Origin of the sequence: Pseudomonas putida (assembly GCF_028682395.1) — a bacterium.
Classification (GTDB): Bacteria; Pseudomonadota; Gammaproteobacteria; order Pseudomonadales; family Pseudomonadaceae; genus Aquipseudomonas; species Aquipseudomonas putida_AB.
Window position 1 is genome coordinate 42,323 of the sequence record NZ_JANHLC010000013.1, and the last position, 15,369, is coordinate 57,691.

Consider the following 15,369-nt stretch of genomic DNA (forward strand, 5'->3'; position numbering starts at 1 on the left):
CCATGCTTGCCCAACTGTATATCCCGGAGCTCGGCCAGTTGGCGATGATCCTCGCCCTGTGCTTCTCCGTGGTGCTGGCCGTCGTGCCGTTGCTCGGTGCCTGGCGTGGCGACCGTCTGTGGATGAGTCTGGCTCAGCCGGCGGCCTGGGGCCTGTTCGCCTTCCTGGCGTTTTCCTTCGGTTGCCTGACCTACGCCTTTATGGCCGATGATTTCTCCGTGGCCTATGTGGCCAGCAACTCCAACAGTGCCTTGCCCTGGTACTACAAGTTCAGTGCGGTCTGGGGTGCCCACGAAGGTTCCCTGCTGCTGTGGGCGCTGATTCTCGGGGGCTGGATCTTTGCGGTATCGGTGTTCTCCCGCCAACTGCCCCAGGTGATGTTGGCACGGGTCCTGGCGGTCATGGGCATGATCAGCACCGGCTTTATGTCGTTCCTGATCATCACCTCGAACCCGTTCGTACGCATTCTGCCGCAGATTCCGGCCAATGGCCGCGACCTCAACCCGCTGCTGCAGGATATCGGCCTGATCGTGCATCCGCCGATGCTCTACATGGGCTATGTCGGCTTCTCCGTAGCCTTTGCCTTTGCCATTGCCGCCTTGCTCGGCGGCCGCCTGGATGCCGCCTGGGCCCGCTGGTCGCGGCCGTGGACCATCGTGGCCTGGGCTTTCCTGGGGATCGGTATCACCCTGGGTTCCTGGTGGGCCTACTACGAACTCGGCTGGGGCGGCTGGTGGTTCTGGGACCCGGTGGAAAACGCTTCCTTCATGCCCTGGCTGGTCGGCACTGCGCTGATTCACTCCCTGGCCGTGACCGAAAAACGTGGCGTGTTCAAGAGCTGGACCGTGTTGCTGGCGATCGCCGCGTTCTCCCTGAGCCTGCTGGGCACGTTCCTGGTGCGTTCCGGGGTGCTGACTTCGGTTCACGCCTTTGCGTCCGACCCGGAGCGCGGGGTGTTTATCCTGATTTTCCTGCTGTTTGTCGTCGGTGGTTCCCTGACGCTGTTCGCCCTGCGGGCACCGGTGGTCAAGAGCCATGTCGGCTTCAACCTGTGGTCGCGTGAAACCCTGCTGTTGGGCAATAACCTGGTGTTGGTGGTCGCTGCGGCGATGATCCTGCTCGGTACGCTCTATCCGCTGGTACTCGACGCGCTGACCGGGGCCAAGCTGTCGGTCGGCCCGCCGTACTTCAATGCGCTGTTTATCCCGTTGATGGCCTTGCTGATGGTGGTCATGGCGGTCGGTGTGCTGGTGCGCTGGAAAGACACCCCGGTGAAGTGGCTGGTGGGCATGCTCTCGCCGGTGCTGCTGGGTAGCGTGGTCCTGGCGGTGGTCGCCGGGTTCGCCTATGGCGATTTCAACTGGGCGGTGCTGGCGACGTTCCTGCTGGCGGCCTGGGTACTGCTGGCCGGCGTGCGCGACATTCTCGACAAGACCCGCCACAAAGGCCTGATCAAGGGCCTGCCCAGCCTGACCCGCAGCTACTGGGGCATGCAGGTGGCCCATATCGGGATCGCGGTGTGTGCCCTGGGCGTGGTGCTGTCGAGCCAGAACAGCGCCGAGCGCGACTTGCGCCTGGCCCCGGGCGAGTCCATGGACCTGGCCGGCTACCAGTTCGTCTTCGAGGGCGCCAAGCACTTTGAAGGGCCGAACTTTACGTCCGACAAAGGCACCATCCGAGTGCTGCGCGACGGCCGCGAAATCAGCGTGTTGCATCCGGAGAAACGTCTGTACACGGTGCAGAACTCAATGATGACCGAAGCCGGCATCGATGCCGGTTTCACCCGCGACCTCTATGTCGCCCTCGGCGAGCCGCTGGGCGATGGCGCCTGGGCGGTACGCGTGCACGTCAAACCGTTCGTGCGCTGGATCTGGTTCGGCGGTCTGCTCACCGGTTTTGGTGGCTTGCTGGCAGCGCTGGATCGGCGCTATCGGGTCAAGGTCAAGAGCCAGGTGCGCGAAGCACTGGGCATGAAGGGAGCGACGGCATGAAACGCTGGTTGATGATTGTGCCGCTGGCGGTGTTTCTGTTGGTGGCGGTGTTTCTCTATCGGGGCCTGTACCTGGACCCGGCCGAGTTGCCGTCGGCGATGATCGGCAAACCGCTGCCGGAGTTTTCCCTGCCGAATGTACAGGGCGACCGCACCCTGACCCAGGCTGACCTGCTGGGCAAGCCGGCGCTGGTCAACGTCTGGGGCACCTGGTGCATTTCCTGCCGGGTCGAGCACCCGGTGCTCAACAAGCTGGCCGAGCAGGGCGTGGTGATCTACGGCATCAACTACAAGGACGACAATGCCGCGGCCCTGAAGTGGCTGAGCGAGTTCCACAACCCTTATCAGCTGGATATCCGTGACGAAGACGGCACCCTGGGCTTGAATCTGGGGGTCTACGGCGCGCCGGAGACGTTCCTGATCGACGCCAAGGGCATCATCCGCCACAAGTTTGTCGGGGTGATCGACGAAGTGGTCTGGCGCGAGCAACTGGCCAGCCTGTACCAGGGCCTGGTTGACGAGGCGCGGCCATGAAGCGCTGGATCGCTGCGATCGCCCTGGGGCTGAGCCTCGCGGGCGTGGCCCATGCGGCCATCGACACCTATGAGTTCGCCAACGAGGCCGATCGCGAGCGTTTTCGCGACCTGACCAAAGAGCTGCGTTGCCCCAAATGCCAGAACCAGGACATCGCTGATTCCAATTCGCCGATTGCCATGGACCTGCGCCGGGAGATCTTCCGCATGCTTGGCGAAGGCAAGGACAATGAGCAGATCATCGGCTTTATGGTCGACCGCTATGGCGATTTCGTCCGCTACAAGCCGGCCCTGACGGGCAAGACCGCACTGCTCTGGTTCGGTCCCGCCGCGCTGCTGCTGGGCGGTGTGCTGGTGATCGGTCTGATCGTTCGCCGTCGCCGTGCCGAGCACGCCGACACTTCGGACACGCTTTCCGTTGAGGAGCGTCAGCGCCTCGACCAACTGTTGGATAAAGACCACCCATGATTGATTTCTGGCTCGCAGCAGGCCTGCTGTTACTGGTAGCCCTGAGTTTTCTGCTGATTCCGGTTTTGCGCGGCCGTCGTGCCCAGCGTGAAGAGGATCGTACCGCGCTGAACGTGGCGCTTTATCAGGAGCGCCTGGCTGAACTGCAGGCCCAGCAGGCCGAAGGCGTGCTGAGCGCCGAGCAGATGGAAAGCGGCCGCGCCGAAGCGGCGCGCGAATTGCTGGCCGATACCGAGGGCGGCGAGCCGACCCGCGTGGCCCGCCTGGGCAAATGGTTTCCCGTGCTGGCCGCGGTACTGGTGCCGGTGGTGGGGCTGGGCTTGTACCTGCATTTCGGGGCGAGCGACAAGGTCCAACTGACCCAGGAGTTCTCCCAGCCGCCGACCTCCCTGGCGGACATGACCCAGCGCCTGGAGCGTGCTGCGCTGGCCCAACCGGATTCCGCCGAAGGCCTGTACTTCCTCGGGCGTGCCTATATGGCCCAGGAACGGGCCGCCGAAGCGGCGAAAGTCTTTGAACGCGCCGCCGCCCTGGCCGGCCGTCAGCCGGAGCTGCTGGGCCAGTGGGCCCAGGCCCAGTATTTCGCCGACGGCAAGCAATGGTCCGACAAGCTTCAGGCGCTGACTGACGAAGCCCTGAAGGCCGATCCCAATGAAGTCACCAGCCTGGGTCTGCTCGGGATCGCGGCTTTTGAGGCCGAACGCTATCAGGACGCTATTGGCTACTGGGAGCGGCTGCTGGCCCTGCTGCCAGCAGGCGACAGTTCCGCTACGGCGTTGCAGGGCGGTATCGACAAGGCGCGCGAGAAACTCGGTGCCGGCGGTCAGGTAGCGGCAACGCCACCGGCCAAGGCGGCCGCAGTGCTCAAGGTCCGGGTCGACCTGGCGCCAGCGCTCAAGGCCAAGGTTCAGCCGGGCGACAGTGTGTTTATCTTCGCGCGCGCCGTGTCCGGCCCGCCAGCGCCATTGGCCGCCAAGCGTCTGACGGTGGCCGATCTGCCGGCCACGGTAGAGTTGGGCGATGCCGATGCAATGATGCCGCAACTGAAACTGTCGAACTTCCCTGAAGTCCAACTGATGGCACGGATCTCCCGCGCCGGTCAGCCGACTGCCGGCGAGTGGGTCGGACGCAGCCAGCCATTGGCGAGCAGCACCACCGCGCAGCAGCAACTGATCATCGACAGCCCGGACCAATAACCTAGAGAAATCCTTATGACCGCCATCGCTCGCATCACCCTGTTAAGTCTGGTTCTGGGGTTGAGCGCTTGTGCGGTCCAGCGGCCAGGCGCCCCCGGTGCGCCGCCGCTGCCACCGGCCACTCGGCCGACACTGCCGCCCTCGGTGCCGGACAAGCCCATTCCCCAGGCACCCAAGGCGCTGCCCCGCACCTCCGCAACCTTCGCCCCGCCACCGGGCGGTGCCAGCCACTGGGATGCCCAGTTGGGTGTTTACGTGCTCGACACACAGCCCAATACCTTCTACCGCCAGCGCACCTACTACCGCTGGAGCAATGGCTGGAGCCGTTCGATCAGCCCGCAGGGACCGTGGGAAGAAACCAACATCAACGGTGTGCCCGCCGGACTGGGGCGCAAATTCGGACAGTGAGGCCAGGGGCGAGACACAGAGACGACGGATGGCAGGTTTCCTGACCATCGACGTCGTGAGGGCTTTCTCTTCAGGGCAATGATTTCAAGGTGTTGCGCGGTATTGCGAGTTGCTGGCCAAGGCGCTATCAACGCTGCGCGCTGTTCAGACCTTGCCCCTTTGGAGTTGCCTATGCACAAGACTGCACTCAACCCGCCCACCGTCTTCAACACCCTGCAATACGGTTTCAGCCAGGCCATGGAGGTCCGAGGCGGGCGGCGGCTGTTGCTGTCCGGCCAGGTCGGCGTCGATGCCAACGAGCGCACCGTCGGCCCGGGTCTGCTGGAGCAGAGCCGGGCGGCGCTGGCAAATATTGCCACGCTGCTGGCGGAAGTGGGTGGGGGGTTGGAGCATGTGGTGATGCTGCGTATCTATATCGCCGAGTCAGCGCGCGAAGAGCAGGACGCCCTAGTCAGCGTGTTGCGCGAGTGCTTCCCGGTGGATCCGCCGCCTTCTTCCTGGATCATCGTCAGTGGGTTGTCGTTGCCGCAATGGCTGATCGAAATCGAGGCCGAAGCGGCCTTGCCCTGATCCTGGCACATAAAAAACACCCTGCGCAGGCAGGGTGTCGGATGGAGGTATTTGCCTTACCTGTAGGCAGCAGCGCCTACAGGTTTTTTTGGGCGGGCTTACTGGGCGTAGATCTGGTCGAACACGCCACCATCATTGAAGTGGGTCTTCTGCACGGTGCGCCAGTCACCAAAGGTCTTCTCTACCGAGAGGAAGTCGACTTTCGGGAAGCGGTCGGTGTACTTGGCCAATACGTTCGGGTCACGTGGACGCAAATAGTTGTTGGCGGCGATTTCCTGGCCTTCCGGAGACCAGAGGTACTTCAGGTACGCCTCGGCGACGGCGCGGGTGCCTTTCTTGTCGACGACTTTGTCGACCACGGTTACCGGCGGCTCGGCTTCGGCGGAAACGCTTGGGTAGATCACCTCGAACTGATCGCGACCGAACTCGCGCGCGATCATCTCGGCTTCGTTTTCGAAGGTCACCAGCACGTCGCCGATCTGGTTGGTCATAAAGGTGGTGGTCGCTGCGCGGCCACCGGTATCGAGCACCGGCGCCTGCTTGAACAGTTTGCCGACAAAGTCCTTGGCCTTGTTTTCATCGCCGCCGTTCTTCAGCACATAGCCCCAGGCGGACAGGTAGGTGTAGCGGCCGTTACCCGAGGTTTTCGGGTTGGGTACGATCACTTGCACGCCATCCTTGAGCAGGTCGGGCCAGTCTTTCAGAGCCTTGGGGTTGCCCTTGCGCACGATAAACACCGTGGCGGAGGTGAACGGTGCGCTGTTGTTCGGTAGGCGGGTGACCCAGTTGTCCGGGACCAGTTTGCCGTTGTCGACCAGGGCGTTGATATCAGTGGCCATGTTCATGGTAATGACATCGGCTGGCAGCCCGTCGATCACCGAACGCGCTTGCTTGCTCGAGCCGCCGAAGGACATCTGCAGGGCGATATTTTCCTTGTGCTCGGCCTGCCAGTGTTTCTGGAACGCGGCGTTGTAATCCTTGTAGAAGTCGCGCATCACGTCGTAGGACACGTTCAGCAGGGTCGGTGCGGCCTGGGCCATGCTGCCCAAAGCCAGGCCTGCGGCGAGAAGAGAGGCACTAACGAGTTTTTTCACTGCGCGATCCTTGTTGTAGTTGGAAATGAGGGCAATTTGCCAGTGACTATAGCGGGCCTTGCATAGTCGTTTAAAGATTAAAAAGTACTGTGCTTATTCCAATTTCTTAAATAGCGCATTTCCGCATCGCGAGCAGTAGGCCGCGTGCTGTTCGTGCTGCTTTTTACGGCACACCGGGCAGTCGTGCTTGAGCTCTTCGCCGCGCATGGCGTTGGCCAGTTCGGCCGTAAAGATCCCCGTCGGCACGGCGATAACCGAGTAGCCGGTGATCATCACCATGGAGGAGATGACCTGACCCAGCGGCGTCTTGGGCACGATATCGCCGAAGCCGACCGTGGTGAGGGTCACGATAGCCCAGTAGATGCCGACGGGAATGCTGGTAAAGCCGTGTTCCGGGCCTTCGACCACGTACATCAGGGTGCCGAATACGGTGACCAGGGTCGAGACGCTGGCCAGGAAGACGATGATTTTCTGCTTGCTGCCCCGCAGTGCCGACAGCAGGTAATGGGCCTGCTTGAGGTAGGGCCCTAGCTTGAGTACGCGAAAGATGCGCAGCATGCGGATGATACGGATGATCAACAGGTACTGGGCGTCACTGTAATACAGGGCGAGGATCCCCGGCACGATGGCCAGCAGGTCGACCAACCCATAGAAGCTGAACGCATAGCGCAATGGTTTGGGCGAGCAATAGAGCCGTAGGCCATATTCGATGGCGAAGACCAGGGTAAAGCCCCATTCGATATAGGCCAGCAGCTTGGCGTAGTCGCGGTGGATGCTGTCGATGCTGTCGACCACCACCACTGCCAGGCTGGCCAGGATAATCAGGAGCAGGGTGCTGTCAAAGCGCCTTCCCGCCAGGGTATCGGTCTGGAAGATCACGACGTAAAGACGTTGGCGCCAATCGGTGTTGCGGCTCATAGCACAGGGGGGTCCAAGCGGGGTGTGTGGCAAGCCTGGGCGATTAACGGTCAATGCGCAAGCCAGCCACGGTCGCCGGTTTGTCCTTCACGGGGCAGAACAGCCGGGCGCTGGCACGGGCCAGCCAGCAGGCCAGAATAAAGGGCGCGGTCAGGGCCGGCAGGCCGAGGCTGGCAAAGCCGGGCGCCAGCAGGATGGCCAGGGTTATACCGCTCAGCGGCCACCAGGGCCGGCGGCTGACCTGGCTCAATGCCAGGGCGGCCAGCGCCGGGTTGTAGCCGGTGAGGCCGAGCAGGGCACCCTGGGCATCGTGGTAGAGCACGCCGAACGCCAGCCCGGCAGCGGAGCCGCACAGCGCCCAGAACGCCGCCCGACGGCTGGCCAGGAATAGGCCGAGGACAATCAGGCCGCCGGCCAGGGGCCGCTCCAGCAGCATGATCTGGCCCAGGCCCTGGAACAGCGCCGCCAGCAGGTTGGGCCCACTGATGGCGAGTGTTGAGGGACTGCTGGCAGGCTGCACCTCTGCGAGACTCAACAAGAGCCAGGCAAGGGCTACGAACGGGGTGGTATAGGTCGGCAGGCTGGCGGGATCGCGTGCGCGCTTGAACCATTGCTGGGTGAAGATCGCGCTCAGGCCGCCGGCGGCGATGATCAGTGGCCAGAGCAGGACGGACCAGGCCAGTTGCTGGCTGAGCAGTAGGCCTAGCAACACGCCGTTGTAACTGTAGAGCCCGGCCTGGCGTTCGGCCTTGGCATAGCCGCGCCGCTGGGCGGTCAGCAGGCCGGCGACGCCACCCAGCAGCGCGCCGCCGAGCAGGCTCGGGGCGCTGAAAAGAATGGCCAGTAGGCAGAGCAGGCCACACAGGGGGTGGCGCTGGAGAAAAATCTGGCTAAAGCCGTTGAGCAGGGCTGTGGCCCAGTCGGGGCAGTGCTGGTTGAAATGGTGTGAATACATGAAGGGCGCGTCTGGGGAATGGAGAGCGGCTCGCGGGCCCTTTCGTGCCTACCGATGCGGTGAGGCGCGAGCGGGCTCGCGAGACTTTTTAGACCAGGGTTTCGATACGCAGCGAATTGGTCGAACCCGGCTGGCCAAACGGCACGCCGGCCGTAATCAGCAAGGTATCGCCGCGCTTGGCGAGGCCCTGGGCCTGGGCGATTTCCAGGGCGGTGGAGCAGATTTCGTCGACCTGGCGCAAACGGTCATTGACCACCGAATGCACGCCCCAGGCCACGCTCAGGCGCCGTGCGGTCTGCAGATTGGGCGTCAGGTTGAGGATCGGCACCGCCGGCCGTTCGCGGGCGGCGCGCAGGGTGGAACTGCCCGATTCGCTGTAGTTGACCAGCACCGCGACCGGCAGGATCCGGCTGATCCGACGGATCGCGCAACTGATGGCGTCCGACACCGTGGCTTCGGCCTGGGGCCGGCTGACATCGAGCTGGTTCTGGTAGTCGGGGCCGCTTTCGACCTGGCGAATGATCTTGCTCATCATCTGCACCGCTTCTAGCGGGTAGTCGCCCGAGGCGGTTTCGGCCGAGAGCATCACGGCATCGGCGCCTTCGGCCACGGCATTGGCCACGTCGGTGACTTCCGCTCGCGTGGGGGCCGGGGAAAAGCGCATCGACTCGAGCATTTGGGTCGCGACCACCACCGGCTTGCCGAGTTGGCGGCAGGTGCTGATGATGTTTTTCTGGATTTGCGGCACGCTTTCGGCCGGCACTTCGACGCCCAGGTCGCCACGGGCCACCATGATGGCGTCGCTGAGCTCGGCGATTTCACGCAGGCGTTCGACTGCCGAGGGTTTCTCGATCTTGGCCATCAGGTAGGCCTTGTCGCCAATCAGCGTGCGGGCTTCGAGCATGTCTTCCGGGCGCTGGACAAACGACAGCGCCACCCAGTCCACACCCAGCTCCAGGCCGAAATTCAGGTCACGGCGATCCTTGGCGGTCAGCGGGCTGAGTTCCAGCAGGGCCTGGGGCACGTTGACGCCCTTGCGATCGGACAGCTCGCCGCCATTGAGTACGGTGGTGTCGATGGCGTCGGCGTATTTGGTGGTCACTTTCAGGCGCAGGCGGCCGTCATCGACCAGCAGTTCCATGCCCGGCTCCAGTGCCGCGATGATCTCCGGGTGAGGCAGGTTGACACGGTGCACGTCGCCGGGCGTCGGATCCAGGTCCAGGCGCAGGGCCTGGCCGCGAACCAGTTGCACCTTGCCCTCGGCCAGGCGCCCCACGCGCAGCTTTGGCCCTTGCAGGTCCATCAGGATGCCCAGCGGGTAGTTGAGTTGGCGCTCGACTTCACGGATCCACTGGAAGCGCTGGGCGTGGTCGGCATGTTCGCCGTGGCTGAAGTTGAGGCGGAAAATATTCACGCCGGCTTCCACCAGCTCGCGGATATCCTCGATGCCATGGGTGGCTGGACCGAGGGTGGCGAGGATCTTGACCTTTTTATTCGGTGTCATTGTTCTGGGCTCTCAAGAATCAGGATGGCGCGCAAGTCGTTGACATTGGTCCGGGTCGGCTCGGTCACGATCAAGGCATCCAGCGCGGCGAAATAGCCGTAGCCATTGTTGTTGTCCAGCTCGTCGCTGGCGTTCAGGCCCAGGGCCTGGGCGCGACCGTAGCTGTGGGGTGTCATCAGGGCGCCGGCGTTGTCTTCGGAGCCGTCGATGCCATCGGTGTCGCCGGCCAGGGCATAGACCCCGGGCAGGCCCTTGAGGCTGTCGGTCAGGCTGAGCAGGAATTCGGCGTTGCGCCCGCCGCGGCCGTTACCGCGCACGGTTACGGTGGTCTCGCCGCCGGACAGGATCACGCAGGGCGCGGCCAGTGGTTGGCCGTGCTGGATGATCTGGCGGGTGATGCCGGCATGGACCTTCGCCACTTCCCGCGCTTCGCCTTCCAGGTCGCCGAGGATCAGCGGGCTGAAACCGGCCTGGCGGGCCTTGACTGCAGCCGCTTCGAGGGACTGCTGGGGCCGGGCGATCATCTGGAAGTGGCTACGGGCCAGATGGGGATCGCCGGGTTTGACGGTTTCCGAGTCGGGGTTATTCAGCCAGTTGCGCACCGCGACCGGCACCTCGATGGCATAGCGCTTGAGGATCGCCAGGGCATCGGCCGAGGTGCTGGGGTCGGCCACGGTGGGGCCGGAAGCGATGACCGAGGCTTCGTCGCCCGGTACATCGGAAATGGCATAGGTGTAGACGCTGGCTGGCCAGCAGGCCTTGGCCAGGCGGCCGCCCTTGATGGCCGAGAGGTGCTTGCGTACGCAGTTCATCTCGCCGATGGTCGCGCCGGATTTGAGCAGGGCCTTGTTGATCGTCTGCTTGTCCGCCAGGGTGATACCGGCCGCCGGCAGGGCGAGCAGGGCGGAGCCACCACCGGAAAGCAGGAAAATCACCCGGTCGCTGTCCTTGAGGTCGCTAATCATGGCCAGCACCCGCTGGGCCACGGCCAGGCCGGCCGCATCGGGGACCGGGTGCGCGGCCTCGACCACTTCGATCTTCTGGCAACTGGCGCCGTGGCCGTAGCGGGTGACGACCAGCCCGCTGACCTCGCCCTGCCAGCAGCGCTCGACCACCTGGGCCATGGCAGCGGCCGCCTTGCCGGCGCCGATGACAATCACGCGGCCGCTGCGATCGGCGGGGAGGTAGGGTTCGAGGACGTGTTGCGGGTGCGCGGCGTCGATGGCCGTGGCAAACAGCTGGCGCAGGAATTCTTGCGGATCGACCGACATGGCGGGCTCCCGGATTTATTGTTTTTGGAGGTGGCGCGAGGGTCTGGGGCAATCGCGAGCCCGGCAGCGCCAATAGGCGCGGGCTGGCTCGCGATCAGACCCGGCTTACTGCTCGCGAATCGAGAAGTTCGCCATGTGTTCCAGGCCCTTGATCAGTGCCGAGTGGTCCCAGTTCGCGCCGCCGATGGCCGCGCAGGTGCTGAAGACCTGTTGTGCGTTGGCGGTGTTGGGCAGGTTGATGCCCAGCTCGCGTGCACCGGCCAGGGCCAGGTTGAGGTCCTTCTGGTGCAGGTTGATTCGAAAGCCCGGATCGAAAGTGCCCTTGATCATGCGCTCGCCGTGGACTTCGAGGATACGCGAGGAGGCAAAGCCGCCCATCAGCGCTTCACGCACCTTCGCCGGGTCAGCACCGTTCTTCGCGGCGAACAGCAGGGCTTCGGCCACCGCCTGGATGTTGAGTGCGACGATGATCTGGTTGGCGACCTTGGCGGTCTGGCCGTCGCCATTGCCACCGACCAGGGTGATGTTCTTGCCCATGTTCTGGAACAGCGGCAGGGCGCGGGCATAGGCCTGGCTATCGCCGCCGACCATGATGCTCAGGGACGCGGCCTTGGCCCCGACTTCGCCGCCGGAGACCGGCGCGTCGAGGTACTGGGCGCCGGTGGCGTTGACTTTCTGGGCGAAGGCTTTGGTCGCGGAAGGCGAGATCGAACTCATGTCGATCACGATCTTGTTCGGCCCCAGGCCTTCGGCTACGCCATTGGCGCTGAACAGCACGTCTTCGACATGGGGGGTGTCGGGGACCATGATGATAATGAATTCAGCTTCCTGGGCCACTTCCTTCGGATTGGCCAAGGCGATGCCGCCGGCGGCGATCAGGTCAGCCGGTGGCGCGTCGCGCTGGGACGACAGAAACAGGCTGTGACCTGCTTTCTGCAGGTTGGATGCCATGGGATGGCCCATGATGCCGGTGCCGATAAAACCGATTTTAGCCATGAGTAAGTCCTCTTTTTATTGGGTGCCGCGCGAGCGAGCGGGATTGCGCTCAGCGCTGTTCAGATGGATCGCTGTCGCGCGTTCGCGCCTGCCGGGAATGGGGCGCGTTAGATTGCGTTGTGGCTTTTCAGCCAACCCAGACCCGCTTCGGTGGTGGTCAACGGTTTGTATTCGCAGCCGACCCAGCCCTGGTAGCCGATGCGGTCCAGGTGTTCGAACAGGAAGCGGTAGTTGATCTCGCCTGTGCCGGGTTCGTTGCGGCCCGGGTTGTCGGCGAGCTGGATATGGTTGATCTCGCCCAGGTGGTTGGCCATGGTCCGCGCCAGGTCACCTTCCATGATTTGCATGTGGTAGATGTCGTACTGCAGGAACAGGTTGGCGCTGGCGACCTGTTCGCGAATCGCCAGGGCCTGGCGGGTGTTGTTCAGGTAGAAGCCGGGGATGTCGCGGGTGTTGATTGCTTCCATCACCAGCTTGATGCCGGCGGCCTGGAGTTTGTCGGCGGCGTACTTGAGGTTGTCGACAAAGGTTTTTTCCACCAGGGCGTCATCCACGCCTTGCGGGCGGATACCGGCCAGGCAGTTGACCTGGGTATTGCCCAGCACCTGGGCGTAGGCGATGGCCAGAGTGACGCCGGCGCGGAATTCTTCGATGCGGTCGGGGTGGCAGGCCAGGCCGCGTTCGCCCTTGGCCCAATCGCCGGCCGGCAGGTTGAACAGCACCTGGGTCAGGCCATGGGCGTCAAGTTGCGCCTTGAGCTCGGCGGAGTTGTATTCGTAGGGGAAGAGGTACTCGACACCACTGAAGCCGGCCTCGGCGGCGGCTTTGAAGCGGGCCAGGAAATCCTGTTCGGTGAACAGCATGGACAGGTTGGCAGCAAAACGCGGCATGGTGGTCTCCTGTAAAGCGGCTGAATCCGTGGCCGCCGCCCAGGGCAGGCGGCCACGGTAGAGGGATCAGTCGAGCAGCGAAATCGCGGTCGGCGCGTCGTTGCCGACCAGCGCCAGGTCTTCGAATTCGTTGACGGCGTTGATCTCGGTGCCCATGGAAATGTTGGTCACGCGCTCCAGAATAATCTCAACGATCACCGGAACCTTGAATTCTTCGATCATGGCCTGGGCCTTGCGCAGCGCCGGCTGGATCTCGGACGGTTCGAAGACGCGCAGGGCTTTGCAACCCAGGCCTTCGGCGACGGCCACATGGTCGACGCCATAACCGTTGAGCTCGGGGGCATTGAGGTTATCGAAGGACAACTGGACGCAATAGTCCATGTCGAAGCCGCGCTGGGCCTGGCGGATCAGCCCCAGGTAGGAGTTGTTCACCACGACGTGGATGTACGGCAGCTTGAATTGTGCGCCGACGGCCAGCTCTTCGATCATGAACTGGAAGTCATAGTCGCCGGACAGGGCCACGACCTTGCGGCTCGGGTCGGCCTTGACCACGCCCAGTGCCGCCGGAATGGTCCAGCCCAGCGGGCCGGCCTGGCCGCAGTTGATCCAGTGGCGCGGCTTGTAGACGTGCAGGAACTGCGCGCCGGCAATCTGCGATAGACCGATGGTGCTGACGTAGCAGGTGTCCTGGCCGAAGACTTGGTTCATCTCTTCGTAAACGCGCTGCGGTTTGACCGGCACGTTGTCGAAGTGGGTCTTGCGGTGCAGGGATGCCTTGCGCTGCTGGCAATCCTGCAGCCAGGCGCTGCGGTCCTTGAGCTTGCCGGCGGCTTTCCATTCGCGGGCCACTTCGATAAAGACTTTCAGCGCGGCGCCGGCATCGGACACGATGCCCAGGTCCGGGTTGAACACGCGGCCGATCTGGGTTGGTTCGATATCGACATGGATAAAGCGCCGGCCTTCGGTGTACACGTCGACCGAGCCGGTGTGGCGGTTGGCCCAGCGGTTACCCACACCCAGGACCACATCGGACTTGAGCAGGGTGGCGTTGCCGTAGCGGTGGGACGTTTGCAGGCCGACCATGCCCACCATCAACGGGTGATCGTCAGGGATAGTGCCCCAGCCCATCAGGGTCGGGATAACCGGAATCCCGGTCAGTTCGGCGAATTCCACCAGCAGGTCGCTGGCGTCGGCATTGATCACGCCGCCACCGCTGACCAGCAAGGGACGTTCGGCCTGGTCGAGCAGCGCCAGGGCCTTTTCCACCTGGACGCGCGTGGCGCTGGGCTTGGCCAGTGGCAGTGGCTCGTAGGCGTCGATATCGAATTCGATTTCAGCCATCTGCACGTCGAACGGCAGGTCGATCAGCACGGGGCCGGGACGCCCGGAGCGCATTTCGTAGAAGGCTTTCTGGAAGGCGTAGGGCACCTGGCCGGGTTCGAGGACGGTGGTCGCCCACTTGGTCACCGGCTTGACGATGCTGGTGATATCCACGGCCTGGAAGTCTTCCTTGTGCAGGCGGGCACGGGGGGCCTGGCCGGTGATGCACAGGATCGGGATCGAGTCGGCCGAGGCGCTGTAGAGGCCCGTGACCATATCGGTACCGGCCGGGCCGGAAGTGCCGATGCAGACGCCGATGTTGCCGGCTTTGGTCCGGGTGTAACCCTCGGCCATGTGCGAGGCGCCTTCGACGTGGCGAGCGAGCACGTGATCGATGCCGCCGACCTTCTGCAGGGCCGAATACAGCGGGTTGATCGCGGCGCCTGGGATGCCAAAGGCCGTATCGACCCCTTCGCGGCGCATCACCAGAACGGCGGCTTCGATTGCTCTCATTTTGCTCATGGTTTTGTGCCTCTTACGTTTTGTAATTGTATACAAGTGGCTTTTCGCCGAGTTTATTCACGGCCGATGGTGCAGGTCAATCCATTTTCTCTGGCAGCGAGTGCTTTCATCGGAACCCCCTGAAAATAGGGTTCTGAATCGGTTTGATTTGCCATGGCGAAATTATTGTATACAAAAACATCTTCTATTGTGTTCTATTTATTCCATCGGGTTTTCCACGGAAGATCCCCAGGCTTTCCGATTCACACAAATAAGGACGGCACCCATGAGCGCTTTAACCTTGAAAGTCGCAGTCAACCTGGCGAACCAGGCCATCGCTGCGGGTCGGCAGATTGCTGCAGCCCCGCTGACCATTGCGGTACTCGACAGTGGCGGGCATCTGATTACGTTGCAGCGCGAGGACGGCGCCAGCTTGCTCCGGCCACAGATCGCCATTGGCAAGGCCTGGGGCGCGATTGCCCTGGGCAAGGGCTCGCGTCTGCTGGCGCTGGACGCGCAGCAGCGCCCGGCGTTTATTGCTGCGCTCAATAGCCTGGGCCAGGGCAGTGTGGTGCCGGCGCCGGGTGGGGTGCTGATTCGTGATCAGGCGGGCAGGGTTCTAGGCGCCGTGGGGATCACGGGGGATACCTCGGACATCGACGAGCAATGTGCGATCAGCGCCATCGAGGCCGAAGGGCTGTGTGCGGACGCCGGGGCGACTGCCTGAAGGCAGGCGCATACAGAAGGTGCTGCCG

Annotated in this window: 15 protein-coding genes; 7 read left to right on the plus strand and 8 right to left on the minus strand. The window is 63.5% G+C overall.

Annotated features, from left to right (window positions below; genetic code table 11):
* Window positions 1–2 precede the first annotated feature (2 nt).
* From NPS46_RS23410 to NPS46_RS23435, 6 genes are all read left to right on the plus strand, one after another.
* Window positions 3–1,991, plus strand: a complete 1,989-nt coding sequence (locus tag NPS46_RS23410; RefSeq protein WP_274111479.1) for a heme lyase CcmF/NrfE family subunit — start codon at window positions 3–5, stop codon at window positions 1,989–1,991.
* Window positions 1,988–2,524: a DsbE family thiol:disulfide interchange protein gene (locus NPS46_RS23415; protein ID WP_274111481.1), complete on the plus strand. Its 537-nt coding sequence runs from the start codon at window positions 1,988–1,990 to the stop codon at window positions 2,522–2,524. The genes NPS46_RS23410 and NPS46_RS23415 overlap by 4 nt, the downstream gene beginning before the upstream one ends.
* Window positions 2,521–2,991, plus strand: a complete 471-nt coding sequence (locus NPS46_RS23420; protein WP_274111483.1) for a cytochrome c-type biogenesis protein — start codon at window positions 2,521–2,523, stop codon at window positions 2,989–2,991. Before NPS46_RS23415 ends, NPS46_RS23420 begins: the two co-directional genes overlap by 4 nt.
* Entirely contained in the window at window positions 2,988–4,187 is a 1,200-nt protein-coding gene (gene ccmI, locus NPS46_RS23425; RefSeq protein WP_274111485.1) for a c-type cytochrome biogenesis protein CcmI, read from the plus strand. The genes NPS46_RS23420 and ccmI overlap by 4 nt, the downstream gene beginning before the upstream one ends.
* Window positions 4,188–4,202: 15 nt before the next feature.
* On the plus strand, window positions 4,203–4,595 hold the full coding sequence (locus tag NPS46_RS23430) for a hypothetical protein (protein WP_274111487.1): 393 nt from the start codon (window positions 4,203–4,205) through the stop codon (window positions 4,593–4,595).
* Between the two features lie 171 nt (window positions 4,596–4,766).
* On the plus strand, window positions 4,767–5,165 hold the full coding sequence (locus NPS46_RS23435; RefSeq protein WP_274111489.1) for a RidA family protein: 399 nt from the start codon (window positions 4,767–4,769) through the stop codon (window positions 5,163–5,165).
* Window positions 5,166–5,263: 98 nt separating this feature from the next.
* Here NPS46_RS23435 and NPS46_RS23440 read toward each other — a convergent pair whose 3' ends face one another.
* The 8 genes from NPS46_RS23440 to gcl all read right to left on the minus strand — a co-directional run bounded on the left by NPS46_RS23440 (window position 5,264) and on the right by gcl (window position 14,635).
* On the minus strand, window positions 5,264–6,259 hold the full coding sequence (locus NPS46_RS23440; RefSeq protein WP_274111491.1) for a sulfate ABC transporter substrate-binding protein: 996 nt from the start codon (window positions 6,257–6,259) through the stop codon (window positions 5,264–5,266).
* Window positions 6,260–6,352: 93 nt separating this feature from the next.
* Entirely contained in the window at window positions 6,353–7,177 is an 825-nt protein-coding gene (locus NPS46_RS23445; protein WP_274111492.1) for an ion transporter, read from the minus strand.
* A 43-nt stretch (window positions 7,178–7,220) separates the two neighbouring features.
* Window positions 7,221–8,132 (minus strand): urea transporter, encoded by a 912-nt coding sequence (locus NPS46_RS23450; RefSeq protein WP_274111493.1) that lies wholly within the window; start codon window positions 8,130–8,132, stop codon window positions 7,221–7,223.
* A gap of 88 nt (window positions 8,133–8,220) precedes the next feature.
* Window positions 8,221–9,636, minus strand: coding sequence for a pyruvate kinase (gene pyk / locus NPS46_RS23455; RefSeq protein WP_274111494.1), 1,416 nt, complete (start codon window positions 9,634–9,636; stop codon window positions 8,221–8,223).
* Window positions 9,633–10,907, minus strand: a complete 1,275-nt coding sequence (locus tag NPS46_RS23460; protein ID WP_274111495.1) for a glycerate kinase type-2 family protein — start codon at window positions 10,905–10,907, stop codon at window positions 9,633–9,635. The genes pyk and NPS46_RS23460 overlap by 4 nt, the downstream gene beginning before the upstream one ends.
* Window positions 10,908–11,012: 105 nt before the next feature.
* Window positions 11,013–11,903 carry a 2-hydroxy-3-oxopropionate reductase gene (locus tag NPS46_RS23465; RefSeq protein ID WP_274111496.1) on the minus strand — a complete coding sequence of 297 codons (891 nt, stop codon included), beginning with the start codon at window positions 11,901–11,903 and terminating at the stop codon, window positions 11,013–11,015.
* A gap of 107 nt (window positions 11,904–12,010) precedes the next feature.
* Window positions 12,011–12,793 (minus strand): hydroxypyruvate isomerase, encoded by a 783-nt coding sequence (gene hyi / locus NPS46_RS23470; protein WP_274111498.1) that lies wholly within the window; start codon window positions 12,791–12,793, stop codon window positions 12,011–12,013.
* A 66-nt stretch (window positions 12,794–12,859) separates the two neighbouring features.
* Complete coding sequence (gcl, locus tag NPS46_RS23475; RefSeq protein WP_274111499.1) at window positions 12,860–14,635, minus strand: glyoxylate carboligase; 1,776 nt, start codon at window positions 14,633–14,635, stop codon at window positions 12,860–12,862.
* A gap of 265 nt (window positions 14,636–14,900) precedes the next feature.
* Here gcl and NPS46_RS23480 point away from each other — a divergent pair, with 265 nt between their 5' ends.
* A complete protein-coding gene (locus NPS46_RS23480) occupies window positions 14,901–15,341 on the plus strand; it encodes a GlcG/HbpS family heme-binding protein (RefSeq protein WP_274111500.1) in 441 nt (146 codons plus the stop codon).
* Window positions 15,342–15,369: the final 28 nt, after the last annotated feature.

What these genes read in the sequence shown, in the direction of transcription:
- NPS46_RS23435 (WP_274111489.1), top strand. Translation starts at nt 4,767, where the DNA reads ATGCACAAGACTGCACTCAACCCGCCCACCGTCTTCAACACCCTGCAA.
- NPS46_RS23415 (WP_274111481.1), top strand. Translation starts at nt 1,988, where the DNA reads ATGAAACGCTGGTTGATGATTGTGCCGCTGGCGGTGTTTCTGTTGGTG.
- NPS46_RS23445 (WP_274111492.1), bottom strand. Translation starts at nt 7,177, where the DNA reads ATGAGCCGCAACACCGATTGGCGCCAACGTCTTTACGTCGTGATCTTC.
- NPS46_RS23410 (WP_274111479.1), top strand. Translation starts at nt 3, where the DNA reads ATGCTTGCCCAACTGTATATCCCGGAGCTCGGCCAGTTGGCGATGATC.
- NPS46_RS23460 (WP_274111495.1), bottom strand. Translation starts at nt 10,907, where the DNA reads ATGTCGGTCGATCCGCAAGAATTCCTGCGCCAGCTGTTTGCCACGGCC.
- NPS46_RS23420 (WP_274111483.1), top strand. Translation starts at nt 2,521, where the DNA reads ATGAAGCGCTGGATCGCTGCGATCGCCCTGGGGCTGAGCCTCGCGGGC.
- ccmI (WP_274111485.1), top strand. Translation starts at nt 2,988, where the DNA reads ATGATTGATTTCTGGCTCGCAGCAGGCCTGCTGTTACTGGTAGCCCTG.
- NPS46_RS23480 (WP_274111500.1), top strand. Translation starts at nt 14,901, where the DNA reads ATGAGCGCTTTAACCTTGAAAGTCGCAGTCAACCTGGCGAACCAGGCC.
- hyi (WP_274111498.1), bottom strand. Translation starts at nt 12,793, where the DNA reads ATGCCGCGTTTTGCTGCCAACCTGTCCATGCTGTTCACCGAACAGGAT.
- pyk (WP_274111494.1), bottom strand. Translation starts at nt 9,636, where the DNA reads ATGACACCGAATAAAAAGGTCAAGATCCTCGCCACCCTCGGTCCAGCC.
- NPS46_RS23430 (WP_274111487.1), top strand. Translation starts at nt 4,203, where the DNA reads ATGACCGCCATCGCTCGCATCACCCTGTTAAGTCTGGTTCTGGGGTTG.
- NPS46_RS23450 (WP_274111493.1), bottom strand. Translation starts at nt 8,132, where the DNA reads ATGTATTCACACCATTTCAACCAGCACTGCCCCGACTGGGCCACAGCC.
- NPS46_RS23465 (WP_274111496.1), bottom strand. Translation starts at nt 11,903, where the DNA reads ATGGCTAAAATCGGTTTTATCGGCACCGGCATCATGGGCCATCCCATG.
- gcl (WP_274111499.1), bottom strand. Translation starts at nt 14,635, where the DNA reads ATGAGCAAAATGAGAGCAATCGAAGCCGCCGTTCTGGTGATGCGCCGC.